Genomic DNA, 12,498 nt, shown 5'->3' with positions numbered 1-12,498 from the left:
GGGGACGTCATGCGCGTCACGACGCTCGACACCTACATGCAGCGGGTCGGTGACCGGCCCCGCCTGCTCGTCCGCATCGGTACCGACGCCGGGATCCACGGCTGGGCCGAGACGTACAACCACGGCCCGGACCACGCCTTCCCGCCGCTGCTCGACTACCTGTTCGACCAGATCCGGGGCGTGGACCCGCGCCGGACGTCCTACGTCAACGAGCTGCTGTTGCAGTCATCCCGGTTCCCGCCCGGCGCGCTGGGTCTCGCGGCGATCGCGGCCATCGACCACGCCCTGTGGGACATCGCGGGCAAGGCCGCCGGGCTGCCGGTGTACCAGTTGCTGGGCGGCGCCGTGCGGGACCGGGTCCGGGTGTACGCCGGCCTGTACTCGGCACCGGACCTGCCCGAGCTGCGTGAGCGCACCGCGGAGGCCCACGAGCGGTACGGGGTGACGGCCTTCAAGCTCAGCCCGTACCGCGCGGACATCCACACCAACAGGTGGGGGGTGGTGTGCCGGGAGCTGGGCGAGTACTTCGGACAGGTCAGGGAGTCCCACCCCGACCAGTGGGAGTTCGCGTTCGACGCGCACGCGTGCGTGTGGGAGCCGGCGCGGGCGGAGCGGCTGGCGGCGGCGCTCGCCCCGAACGACCCGCTGTTCCTGGAGGAACCCCTGCGCCCGGAACACATCCCCGCGTGGGCTCGGTTGCGGTCGCGCATGTCGGTTCCGCTCGCGACCGGGGAGTCGCTGTACACGCCGCACGAGTTCCTCGCCCTGTGCGCCGCGCAGGGAGTCGACATCGCCCAGCCGGACATCTGCGTCGTGGGTGGGCTGACCCAGATGCGCAAGATCGCGGCGATCACCGAGGCGCACTACGTGCCGTTGGCGCCGCACAACCCGATGGGCCCGTTGGCCACCGCCGCGAACGTGCACTTCGCGGCGGCGACGCCGAACTTCTCCGTCCTGGAGTACAAACCGGACGAGGTGCGGTGGTGCCCGGACCCGTACGTCCCGGTCGACGGGCACCTGGAGCTCCGCCCGGACCGCCCCGGCTGGGGGGTGGAGATCGACGAGGAGGCGCTGCTGCGGGACGACCACGTGCACTGGGTCCGCCGGGTGCCGAACCGCCCGGACGGGTCCACCGCCTACATGTGAGGCGTGCCGGCGCGGGTCGGGTGTGGCCGCGCCCGACCCGCCCGAGGGGCGAGCGGCGCGGTGGCGGTCTCCGACGGCGCCGGGCGTCGCACGGGCGGATCCGGGCGGTGCTCGGTACCATCCCGGAGGTCGCGCCGCTCCAGGTCAGGAGGGCCCTCGGGTGCTCGCGTACGTTCTCGGCGTCGTGTTGTTCGTCCTGTGCTTCTGGTTCTCCGTCTCCCTGCACGAAGCGGGTCACATGTGGACCGCTCGCGCCTTCGGGATGCGGGTTCGCCGGTACTTCGTCGGTTTCGGGCCGACGATCTTCTCGTTCCGACGGGGTCACACCCAGTACGGCCTGAAGGCGATCCCCCTGGGGGGTTTCTGCGAGATCGCCGGGATGACCTCGCTCGACGAGGTCACCCCGGAGGAGGCCCCCCGCGCGATGTGGCGGTTCCCCGTCTGGAAGCGGACGGTCGTGATGGCCGCCGGTTCGGTCATGCAGTTCGGCCTCGGTTTCCTGATCCTCTACCTGATGGCCACGACGATGGGCCTGCCGAACGTCGCCGGCGTTCCCCAGGTGGAGTCCGTCGCCTCCTGCGTGCGGGACGCGACGACCCCGGAAGAAGTCAGCGACCCCCGCTGCGAGGCTGGTGACGCCGCGCCCGCCCGGGAGGCGGGCCTCCGCCCCGGTGACCGGATCGTCTCGGTGGACGGAGTCACGACCCTCACCTACGCGGAGGTCATGGTCGCGGTCCAGGGCTCGTCCGGTCCGACCCGGTTGGAGGTCGAACGCGACGGCGGGACGCGGCCCGTGACGGTGGACGTGCGCCAGGTCGAGCGGCCGGTGGCGGTGCCGGGGGAAGCGGAGCCGGAGATCCGGACGACGGGCACGATCGGCGTCTCCTTCGTCCGACAGTTCGAGTACGGGCCGGTGGCCGCCATCCCGGGTACCGCCGCGTTCACCGGTGACATGGTGGTGCAGACCTTCCACCGGCTCGTCGAGTTCCCCCAGCGGATCCCGGCGGTGGTGTCGGCGATCTTCGGGGATGAGCGGGATCCGGAGACGCCGATCAGCGTGGTCGGGGCCAGCCGCATCGGCGGGGAGGCCGTCCAGCACGGCCTGTGGCCGTTGTTCCTGATCCTGTTGGCGAGCCTGAACTTCTTCATGGGTGTCTTCAACCTGCTGCCGCTGCTGCCGCTGGACGGCGGCCACATCGCCGTCGGCTGGTACGAGCGGGTCCGGGACGTGGTGCGCGGGCTTCGAGGCAGGGCGGCCGGGGGTCCCGTCGACTACAACCGGCTGACCGGGGTGACTCTGGTGCTGGTCCTGATCGGCGCCGTGGTGATGGTGTTGACCGTCACGGCCGACATCGTCAACCCCGTCCGGTTGTTCTGACTTCGGCGGGGCCGGGGACGTCGGCACGGCGGTTGGTGGCGGGCCGGCCGCCGGGGAACGCGGTGGGCGGTGCCGGTGGCGACGTCGGGTACCTCGGGGAGTCGGTGACCGGGCTGGCGCCAGGGGTCCGAGGGGCGGGCGGCACCGGAGCGGTGTCGGGTTCGGTCGGGCGGGAGCGGGTGGGGCGGTCCCCGTGGCACCGGCGGTCGGACGTGGGCGCACGCCGGCGGCTCCTCCGCGCGACGTCGGAGAACCGGTCCCGCCCCGGGGGCCGTCACGCCCCCCGCCCCCCGCCGATCGCGGTCGACGCTGGCGGGCGGTGCCGTGGTGGTCCCCCAGCGCCGCGTCCTCCCTCCCGGCGCCCCGCTCGCCGCGCCCGTCGGGCCGGGGACGCCCGCCGCCGTCCCGGGTTCCCGGGGCCGACGGCGCCGGCATGCGCTCCCCATGCGCGGTGGGGAGTGCCGGGACTCCACGGACGGGAACCCGCGACGCGGACCGGGTGGGAGGCCGGTGGCGCGGCCGGGCGGGCACCGGTTCGACCGACCGCGATGCCGCGTCGTCCTCAGCCGGCGGGGGTGCCCCGGCGGGCGGCGGGCCGCCCGGGGGTGGGCACGTTCCAGGCCAGGCTGATGGTGTCGGCGTCGAGCACGGTGGCCGGGTCGCCCTGCGCCATCACCCGGCCCTCGCGCAGCAGGACGCAGTGGTCGGCCTCGTGGGCGGCCTCGAGATCGTGGGTGACCCGCACGACCGTCGTCCCCCGGTCCCGCGCCCCGCGCAGCGCATCGTCGATGAGGGACCGCGCGCTCAGGTCGAGGCCGGCGGCGGGTTCGTCCAACAGCAGCAGGTCGGCCTGCTGGGCGAGTCCCTGGGCGACCAGGGCGCGCTGCCGTTGGCCGCCCGAGACCGCGCCGAGCTGCCGCTCGGCGAGGTCGGAGATGCCGAGTTCGGCGAGGCAGTCGTCGATGACGGCTCGGTCGGCTCGGGTGAGGCGGCGCCACGGGCCCCGGTGCGCCCACCGCCCCATCGCGACGGTGGCACGCACGGTGATGGGCAACGCGTCCGAGACCTCGCTGCGCTGCGGCACGTAGGCGGGTGGGCGCGGGCCCAGGCCCAGGATGGTGCCCGAGGTGGCCGGCAGGGTGCCGGCGATCACGTTGAGCAGCGACGACTTGCCCGCACCGTTGGGTCCCAGGATGGCGGTCACTCGTCGGTGGGGAATCTCGGCCGTGACCTGGTCGAGCACTCGAACGGGGCCGTACCCGGCCGAGACCTCACGGACTGTGATCCCTGGCACTGAATCGCTCATGGCACCCCTTCCCGGTTTGATGAAAATGGTTATCACTATAAGGTGCGTCGCCATGGACATTCTGCTGCCGTTCGAGGTGGCCTTCGTGCAGCGGGCTCTGGTGGCGGGCGTGCTCGTCTCGCTGGTGTGCGCTCTCGTGGGCACCTGGGTGGTCTTGCGCGGCATGGCGTTCCTCGGGGACGCGATGTCGCACGGAATGCTCCCCGGCGTCGCCCTGGCCTCACTGCTCGGTGGGAGTCCCCTGATCGGGGCCGCGCTGAGCGCGGGAGTGATGGCGCTGGGGGTGAACGCGTTGGGACGAACCCGCCGCATCTCCCGGGACACCGCGATCGGGATGCTCTTCGTCGGCATGCTCTCGACGGGCGTGATCATCGTCTCGCACTCCCGGTCCTTCGCCGTCGACCTGACCGGGTTCCTCTTCGGGGACGTCCTGGCCGTCCGCGACGGCGACCTCGTGGGTCTCGCGGTGGCCCTGGCCGTCGCCGGCCTGGTCTCGGCACTCGGGTACCGGGCGTTCCTCGCCCTGACCTTCGACCCCCGCAAAGCGCACACCCTGGGGCTGCGGCCACGCCTGGCGGAGGGGTTGCTGCTGGGCCTGGTGACGCTCGCGATCGTCGCGTCGTTCCACGTGGTGGGCACCCTGCTGGTCTTCGGACTCCTCATCGCGCCGCCGGCGGCGGCCGCGCTGTGGGCGAGGCGAGTGCCGGCGATCATGGCCGGTGCCGCCGCGCTCGGCGTCACCGCGAACGTCGTGGGGCTGCTGGTGTCCTGGCACTTCGGGACGGCCGCCGGAGCGACCATCGTCGCCGCCGCCGTCCTGCTCTTCTTCCTCTCGGCACTCGCCGCCCGCCTCGTCCGGCGCGCGCCCCGTGCCGAGCCGTCCCCGAACGACCACCACGAAAGGACCGAGTACCAACCGTGACACGGCAACAGCACACGCGGGCCGCCCGGCTCGCGGCTGGGCTCGCGTCGGTGTCCGTCCTGATCGCGGCCTGCGGCAGCACGACACCGGCGGAGAGCCCGGCCACCGTCGAGGAGGACGTGCCCCACGGCTACGTCGAAGGCGCGGAGGAGACCGCCGAGGCGCAGTCCCGGCTGGTCATCGCGGACGCGGAGACCGGAGGGGTCAGGGTCCTCGACCTCATCGACGAGGAGGTCCACGAGGTCGGCCAGGTCGAGGGGGTCGAGGACATCGCCGGCGACGGCCGCTTCGGCTACGTCGCCGGTGCCGACGACGCGGTCCACGTCATCGACAGCGGTTCCTGGATGGTCGACCACGGGGACCACGTGCACTACTACCGGGCCGAGGTCCGGGACGTCGGCACCGTCGACGGCGTGGAGCTCACCGACGCCTTCAGCGATCCCGTGGTGACCGCGGTCTCCTCCGCCGACGGTCGCACGCTGGTGCTCGACCGGGCCGAACTCGACGGCGGGACGGTGGTCCCCCGCGTCGAGGAGGTCCCGGTGGCGGGCACCTCCGCCACCGTCCCCTACCGGGAGCACCTGCTGGCGCCGGCCGGCGGTGGAGCCGGTGACGGCACCGTCGAGATCCGGGACCGTGACGGGGAAGCGGTGTCGACCCTCGACGTGACCTGCGAGGACCCGCGCGGGCAGGCGCTGACCCGCCGGGGCGTGGTCTTCGGCTGCGCCGACGGCGCGCTGCTGGTCACCGAGGACGACGGCCGTTTCGACGGGGAACTGATCGCCTACCCGGAGCCGGTCGAGGACGGGGAGCGGATCAGCACCTTCCGCCACCGCCCTGGCAGCACGACGCTGGTCGGCACCGCAGGGGATGCGGGGGGCTGGCTCCTCGACGTCACCGAACGGACGTGGCGGCACTGGGCGACCACCGAACCCGTCGTGGCCGCCAACACGGCCGGCGAGGGATCCGCCGTCCTCGTCCTCACCGCCGACGGTGTGCTGCGGGGGCTCGACCCGGACACCGGTGAGGAGACCGCCGCGGTGCCCCTGCTGGAGCCGGGGGCCGCGGCCGGGACACCGGCCCCGGTCATCGAGGTCGACACCACCAGGGCCTACGTCAACGACCCGACCTCCGGTGAGATCCACGAGATCGACTACAACGACGACCTGCGGGTCGCCCGCACCCTCGAGGTGCCGGGGCTGGCCAGCCACATGGTGGAGACGGGGCGATGAGCGGCCGAGGCGCGCGCCCCCGCGCACACCGACTCGCCGGTTCCCTGCTCGCGCTGGCCACCGGACTCGTGGTGGCGGCCACCGGGTGCTCCACCGCCGACGCCGACCACGGCGAGGTCGTGGTCACCACCAACATCCTGGGCGACATCACCCGCAACATCATCGGTGACCAGGCCGAGGTGACCGTGCTGATGCGGCCCAACGCCGACCCCCACTCCTTCGGGATCTCCGCCCGGGAGGCGGCTCTGGTCGAGCGGGCCGGGCTGCTCGTGCACAACGGCCTCGGCCTGGAGGAGGGGATGCTCCGCCACGTCGCGGCCGCCGAGGAGTCCGGGGTGCCGGTCGTCTCCGCGGGTGACCACGCCGACCCGATCGACTACACCTCGGACGAGTCGCGGGGGGAACCCGACCCGCACTTCTGGACGGATCCGGTGCGCGTCGTGGCGGTGGTCGAGGAGATCACCGACCGCGTCGTCGAGCACGTCGACGGCGTCGACGAGGAGGCCGTGCGGGCCAACGCGGACGCCTACCGCGCCGAGCTCGAGGCGCTGCACGAGGAGATGGCGGAACGCTTCGCCGAGATCCCGGTCGACCGGCGGCAGCTGGTCACCAACCACCACGTGTTCGGCTACCTCGCCGAACGCTACGACTTCGAGGTCGTCGGCGCGGTGATCCCCAGCGGGACCACACTCGCCTCCCCCAGCGCCTCCGACCTGGAGTCCCTCGCCGGAGCGGTGCGGGACGCCGGGGTGCCTGCGATCTTCGCCGACTCCTCCCAGCCGGACCGCCTCGCCCAGGTCCTGGCCGACCACGCGGGTCTGGACGTGGCGGTGGTCCCGCTCTTCTCCGAATCGCTGAGCGCGGAGGGCGAGGGGGCGGAGACCTACCTGGACATGATGCGCGCCAACACCGACTCGATCTCCCAGGGGTTGCTCGGGCAGCTCTGACCACCCACGACACCGCACCGGGCCGGTGACCGCCGGCCCGGGAACACCGAACGAGAACAGAGAGCGAACACAGATGCGAACCTCCCCACGCACCCCGGCCGGACGTGTGAGAGCACTGGCCGTGCCGGCCCTCGCCGCCGCGCTGACCCTCAGCGCGTGCGGCGGGTCCACCGAGAACGACGAGGCGACCGACGCCGAGGCGTCGACCGGTGCAGCCACGCCCTCGGTCGTCGACCCCATCGTCACCACCTACGACGGCGGCCTCTACGTGCTGGACCCGACGACCCTGGAGGTCGTCGAGGACATCGCCCTGGACGGGTTCAACCGGTTGAACCCCGCCGGCGACGACCGCCACCTCTTCGTGTCCACGTCCTCCGGTTTCCAGGTGCTGGACGCGGCCACGCCGGAGCTGACGGACCTGGAGTTCGAGGGCCCCAAGCCCGGTCACGTGGTGCGCCACGCGGGCAGGACGGTGCTGTTCTTCGACGGTTCCGGTGAGGTGCTGATCTTCGACACCGACTCCCTCGGCGACTCGCTGCCCGAGGCGGACACCCACACGACCCCGGAGCCGCACCACGGCGTGGCGGTCGAGCTGTCCACCGGCGAACTGGTGACCACCCTGGGCAACGAGGACGAACGCCCCGGCATCGTCGTGCTCGACGGCGACGGCGAGGAGATCGCCCGCAACGAGGACTGCCCCGGTGTGCACGGTGAGGCCACCGCGCGGGACGAGGCGGTGGTGATCGGCTGTGAGACCGGTGTGCTGATCTACCGCGACGGTGAGATCACCAAGGTGGACAGCCCCACCGACTACGGGCGCATCGGCAACCAGGCCGGCTCCGAGGAATCGAGCATCACCCTGGGTGACTACAAGCAGGACCCGGACGCGGAGCTGGAACGCCCCACCCAGATCTCCCTGATCGACACCGAGGACGCGAGCGTGGAGCTCGTCGAGCTGGGCACCAGCTACACCTTCCGCTCCCTGGCCCGGGGCCCGGAGGGCGAGGCCCTCGTCCTGGGCACCGACGGCGCGATCCACGTCGTCGACCCGGAGACCGCCGAGGTCGTCAACACCATCCCGGTGATCGACGAGTGGGAGGAGCCGCTGGAGTGGCAGCAGCCGCGCCCGGCGATCTTCGTCAGAGGTGGCACGGCGTTCGTCACCGACCCCAGCGCCACCGAGATCCACGCCGTGGACCTCGAGTCCGGTGAGATCACGGCGACCGGGTCGCTGCCCTCGGCCCCCAACGAGCTCAGCGGCACCCTGAGCTGATCCGGGTCGACCCGGTCCGGGGTTCGGCGGCGGTCGGACGCGCACCGACCGCCGCCGGTCCCGGTGGTCACCCCGTCCCGCGTGGTCACCAGCCCCCGCCAGGCCGTGCCGGCCGGAGGTCACTCCTGGGGCATGAGCACCTCGTCGACGACGAACACCGTGGCGTTGGCGGTCGGGATGTTCCCGCACAGCACGCTGGCCCCGTTGACGGTCAGGTCCTCGCCCGAGCCCTCGACCGTGAGCTGGCCGCCCTGCACGGTGTCGAGGGTTCCCCACTCGGCGACGCCGTCGGCGTCCAACCGCTCCGGGACGACGTGGTAGGTCAGCACGCCGGTGAGGTCGTCCGCCCGGTCCGGGTCGGTCAACAACGCGGTCAGCTCGTCCTCGCGGATCGCCTCGAAGGCCGGGTCGGCGGGCGCGAAGACCGTGTAGCTGGCGCCGGTGTCGTTGAGGGTGTCCCCGAGCCCGGCCGCCTCGACGGCCGCCGTCAGGTTGGTCAGCAGCGGGTTGTTGCTGGCGGCGGTGCCCACCGGGTCGTCGATCATGCCCTCGACCGACCCCGGGTCCTCCGGGTCGGTGGGGACCTGGTCACAGCCGGGCCCGTAGACGTCGGCGGCCGTGGTCACCCCGTCACCGGCCATCCCGTCCTCCGGCGAGGTGTCCTCCTCCGGTCGCTCCGGCGCGCTGGTCACCGTGCCCCCGTCCGTTCCCGGCCCGGGGTCCTGGGCTTCCTCCTCGCCGCTGGCGCAGGCGGCGAGCAGCAGGGCCGAGGCGGTGATGCCGCCAGCCAGGGCGGTGCGTCGCGTGGTCCTCATCGGATCGTTCCTCCTCGGTCTCTTTCTGGGACTTCATGGGGTCTTCGGTACGTGCGGCCGGAGGTATTGCCCCGGATCGTGAATTTCTTCCGCGCGGTCACTCGGCGGTGCAGACGACGGCATGCCAGCCCGTCGCCCCGTCGGGCACGGTGCCGACCCGTTCCTCGGTCTGGGTGTGGCCGTCGCGGTCGGTGGCCCGGCAGGAGATGCGGTGGCCACCGGGAACGAGGTGGACCTCGGCCCGCCACATCCGCCAGGTGTCCGGGTTGACCTCCCGGGCCAGGGTCGCCGGTCGCCACGGCCCGTCGTCCACCCGCACCTCGACCGAGTCGATTCCCGTGGTCTGGGCCCAGGCGACCCCGACGACGGTGGTCCTGCCAGCGGGGAGCGTCTCGAACCCCCGGGGCGAGTCGATGCGGGACTGCGTCTTGATCGGCGCTCGTTCGGCCCAGCCCCGCTCCTCCCAGTAGGTGCGGCGGTCGCCCGTGGTCAGCTCGAGGTCGACCAGCCACTTGGTGGCGGACACGTAGCCGTACAGGCCGGCGGTGACCATGCGAACGGGGAAGCCGTGCTCGGGTGGCAGGGCCTCCCCGTTCATCCCGAAGGCGAGCAGGGCCACCCGGTCGGGATCGAGCAGGGTCTCCACCGGGGTCGCGGCGGTGTACCCGTCCACGCTGGTGCCGAACACCCGCTCGGCCCCCGCCCGGACTCCCGCCTCCCGCAGGAGGTCCCGCAGGGGAACGCCGACGAACTCGGCCGTCGAGACGTAGGGACCGCCGACCTCGTTGGAGACGCAGGTCATGGTGATCGTCTCGGTCCGCCAGGGTCGGCGGAGCAGGTCGTCGAAGTTCAGGGACAGTTCCCGCTCGACCAGCCCGTGGACGCGCAGCCGCCAGTCCTCCGCGCGAAGGGCCGGCACGCGCAGCGCGGTGTCGACCCGGTAGAAGTCGTCGTTGGCCGTGATGAACGTCGGGGTCCCCTGGTCGACGAAGTCGGCGCCGCCCGGTGGCGGCGAGGGGGGCGGGAGGCGGGCGGTGACCGCGCGTCGGGACTCCTCCAGCCCGCCTCGACCGGTCAGCGCCTGACCGCCCAGCGTGGCCGTCGCCGAGCCCAACGCGACCGCGCCGGTGGACACCAGAAGCCGCCGGCGCCCCAGGCCCGCACCGGTCCCGGTCAGGGCCGGGTCCTCCCCGGTGTCCTTCCGGGGACCGCGCGGGCGGGAGGCCGACCAGAGCAGCGCGAAGACCACGCCACCCACCACGGTCGACGAGAGCGGCACGGCCACGGCCCAGGTGGGCAGGTCGGGTCGGCCCAGTGTGGCGAGGGCCCCGGCCGTCCCCCCGAGCCCGACCAGGATGAGGCCAGGGAGTGGGCCGCCGCGCGAGGCCAGGCCGCCGGCGGCGCCGAGCACCGCGAGGACCACGCCCATCCCGACCAGCAACGCGGTCTTGTTCGCCTCGCCGAAGGCGGCGATCGCGAAGTCCTTCACGGGTTCCGGCGCCAGGTCGATGGCGGAGTTCCCGACGGCGAGGAAGGGCGAGGACCCGGGCGAACCGGTGAGCCCGGCCAGCAGGTGACCGGCACCGAGCGCGGCCGCCACGGCCAGCAGCCCGGTCAGGCAGGACGTTCCTCGCGGGGGTGGGTGGACGCTCTCGTGGTCCCTCATGCCCCTTCTTCGGGGCGGAGGTGCCCGGGGGTTGCCCTGCTCCTGGTTCACCGCGCGTCCGTGCGCAGTGGACCCCGGCGGGCGGCGAGGACCTCGGAGCGCCACTGGGTCGACTCGCCCGCCTCCGGGCAGCTGCCGAGGGGTGGGCGGCGCGGAGGACTCCGGTGCGGGAGCGCGGGACCGTGCGGGGCGATCTGGTCGGGGTCCACGTTCCGGGTGGCCTGCCCGGTCGGGTGCCACCGGGTCCGGACCGAGTCACCCGCCCGCCCGCCGGGGCGGTCCTCCCACCCGGTCGCCGGCGGCGGTGCTGGTCGGCGGGAGCGGTCCGACCGTGGGGTGCCTCGCCCACCCGGGCGGCTCCGGCCAGTCACCGATGCTCGGGGCGGGGCGTGTGGTGGCCTACCGTCCGCCGCGGTCCCGCTCGGCAACGTCCTGAGTGGACGACGTGTCGCGGCCTCCCGCCGGCTCGGTGGGTACCGACCTGGTCCTGTCCCCGGGTCCCGGCGGGCGGGGGTGGCATCCGTTGCCGGTGCGAGGCCGACCGCGGACCGGGGAGGGAACGGAACATGGTGGCCCCCGCGGGAAGGCCGGCCTCCGCCGCCGTCCCACCCGGTGGCCGGCGGGTTCGCGCGGACCCGACGCCGGGGGTGGCGGGCTGGTCGCCCCTCGGCCCACCGGTCGGTGACGGGGGCGGGGTCGTGCCGCTCCACGGACCCCTTGACTTTACGAGCCAATCCTCGTATTTTTTTGCGAGCAATGAGTCGCGTTTCTTTGGGTGCGTCCGAGTCCGCGCCGGACCCGTCCGCACCAGCCCCGCGACCAGGCCACAGGAACCGGAGGACCATGACCAGCACGCACACCTCCCGCACCACGGGTGCCGCCACCCACAGCAGGCGCGCGATCCTGGGAGCCGCGGCGGGGGCCGGAGCGCTCGGACTGGGAATGCTCGGCGCCGGCTCGGCGGACGCCGCCGGCAGCGGCACCGCCACGGGCCGACGGGGGCGCTTCCGGGACAAGGTCGTCCTCGTCACCGGCGGCACCTCCGGGATCGGCGAGGCGACCTGCGCCGCCTTCGCCGCCGAGGGCGCGCGGGTGGCGTTCTGCGGACGCCGGGAGTCCCACGGCCGCGCGGTGGAACGACGCATCCGCCGAGCCGGGGGCCACGCCGTCTACCTGCGGGCCGACGTACGCGACGCCGACTCCACGCAGGCCTTCGTCGACCGCGCGATCGAGAACCTCGGACCGCCCGACATCGCCTTCAACAACGCCGGTGTGCAACACACCGCGCCGCTGCACGAGATGACCCTCGAGCAGTGGGACGACACGATGAACACCAACACCAGGGGGACCTTCCTGGCGATGCGGGCGCAGTTGCCCCCAATGATCGCCCACGGCGGTGGGCACATCATCGTGAACTCCTCGGTCGGTTCGGTCGTGGGCCGCCCCGAACTCTCGGCCTACCAGGCGAGCAAACGCGCCCAGGAGGCGTTGGTCCGCTCCGCGGCCCTGGAGTACGGCGGCGCCGGGATCCGGGTGAACGCGATCCTCCCCGGCATCACCGACACCGCGATGATCCGGCCCCCCGGGCTCGACGACGCGCTCTGGGAACAGGCGAAGGTGGGCCTGGGCCAGCTCAACGTGGACGGCCTCGGGCGGATCGCCACGCCGGAGGACATCGCCTCCGCCGTGCTCGCGATCGCCTCCGAGGACTTCTCCTACCTGACGGGGGTCTCGATCCCCGTCGACGGCGGTGTGGCGGCGGGTCGACCGTTGCGGCTGCCCGCCCTGTGAGACGGCACCCGGGGTGAGATGA

Annotated in this window: 10 protein-coding genes; 7 read left to right on the top strand and 3 right to left on the bottom strand. The window is 73.2% G+C overall.

The annotated features are described in order from the left end of the window. Positions 1 to 9: 9 nt before the first annotated feature. Together G443_RS02340 and G443_RS02335 are read left to right on the top strand one after the other, a co-directional pair. The gene (locus tag G443_RS02340; protein WP_026420621.1) at positions 10 to 1,146 is read left to right on the top strand and encodes a mandelate racemase/muconate lactonizing enzyme family protein; all 1,137 of its coding nucleotides are present in this window, start codon (positions 10 to 12) and stop codon (positions 1,144 to 1,146) included. Positions 1,147 to 1,306: 160 nt separating this feature from the next. Next, positions 1,307 to 2,524, top strand: coding sequence for a M50 family metallopeptidase (locus tag G443_RS02335; RefSeq protein WP_026420622.1), 1,218 nt, complete (start codon positions 1,307 to 1,309; stop codon positions 2,522 to 2,524). A 562-nt stretch (positions 2,525 to 3,086) separates the two neighbouring features. On the opposite strand, the gene aztA is transcribed toward G443_RS02335, so the two are convergent. After that, a complete protein-coding gene (gene aztA / locus G443_RS02330) occupies positions 3,087 to 3,830 on the bottom strand; it encodes a zinc ABC transporter ATP-binding protein AztA (protein ID WP_035293172.1) in 744 nt (247 codons plus the stop codon). Between the two features lie 52 nt (positions 3,831 to 3,882). Here aztA and aztB point away from each other — a divergent pair, with 52 nt between their 5' ends. The 4 genes from aztB (at position 3,883) to aztD (ending at position 8,204) form a co-directional block, all read left to right on the top strand. Beyond that, positions 3,883 to 4,752: a zinc ABC transporter permease AztB gene (gene aztB, locus G443_RS02325; protein ID WP_026420624.1), complete on the top strand. Its 870-nt coding sequence runs from the start codon at positions 3,883 to 3,885 to the stop codon at positions 4,750 to 4,752. After that, positions 4,749 to 5,984 carry a hypothetical protein gene (locus tag G443_RS02320; protein WP_026420625.1) on the top strand — a complete coding sequence of 412 codons (1,236 nt, stop codon included), beginning with the start codon at positions 4,749 to 4,751 and terminating at the stop codon, positions 5,982 to 5,984. The genes aztB and G443_RS02320 overlap by 4 nt, the downstream gene beginning before the upstream one ends. Further along, a complete protein-coding gene (aztC, locus tag G443_RS02315) occupies positions 5,981 to 6,931 on the top strand; it encodes a zinc ABC transporter substrate-binding protein AztC (RefSeq protein ID WP_026420626.1) in 951 nt (316 codons plus the stop codon). Before G443_RS02320 ends, aztC begins: the two co-directional genes overlap by 4 nt. A gap of 73 nt (positions 6,932 to 7,004) precedes the next feature. Beyond that, a complete protein-coding gene (aztD, locus tag G443_RS02310; protein ID WP_026420627.1) occupies positions 7,005 to 8,204 on the top strand; it encodes a zinc metallochaperone AztD in 1,200 nt (399 codons plus the stop codon). A 119-nt stretch (positions 8,205 to 8,323) separates the two neighbouring features. Here the strand turns inward: aztD and G443_RS02305 are convergent, their stop codons facing one another. Further along, positions 8,324 to 9,019, bottom strand: coding sequence for a fasciclin domain-containing protein (locus G443_RS02305; protein WP_026420628.1), 696 nt, complete (start codon positions 9,017 to 9,019; stop codon positions 8,324 to 8,326). A gap of 97 nt (positions 9,020 to 9,116) precedes the next feature. Next, positions 9,117 to 10,685 (bottom strand): molybdopterin-dependent oxidoreductase, encoded by a 1,569-nt coding sequence (locus tag G443_RS02300; protein ID WP_026420629.1) that lies wholly within the window; start codon positions 10,683 to 10,685, stop codon positions 9,117 to 9,119. 843 nt (positions 10,686 to 11,528) lie between these two features. Between G443_RS02300 and G443_RS02295 the strand changes: the two genes are divergently transcribed. Beyond that, complete coding sequence (locus G443_RS02295) at positions 11,529 to 12,476, top strand: SDR family NAD(P)-dependent oxidoreductase (protein ID WP_035293175.1); 948 nt, start codon at positions 11,529 to 11,531, stop codon at positions 12,474 to 12,476. Positions 12,477 to 12,498: the final 22 nt, after the last annotated feature.

This window comes from Actinoalloteichus caeruleus DSM 43889 (genome assembly GCF_000429185.2).
GTDB lineage: Bacteria > Actinomycetota > Actinomycetes > Mycobacteriales > Pseudonocardiaceae > Actinoalloteichus_B > Actinoalloteichus_B caeruleus.
The sequence above is the reverse complement of the archived record's forward strand: the minus strand, read 5'-3'. Positions and strand labels throughout refer to the sequence as shown.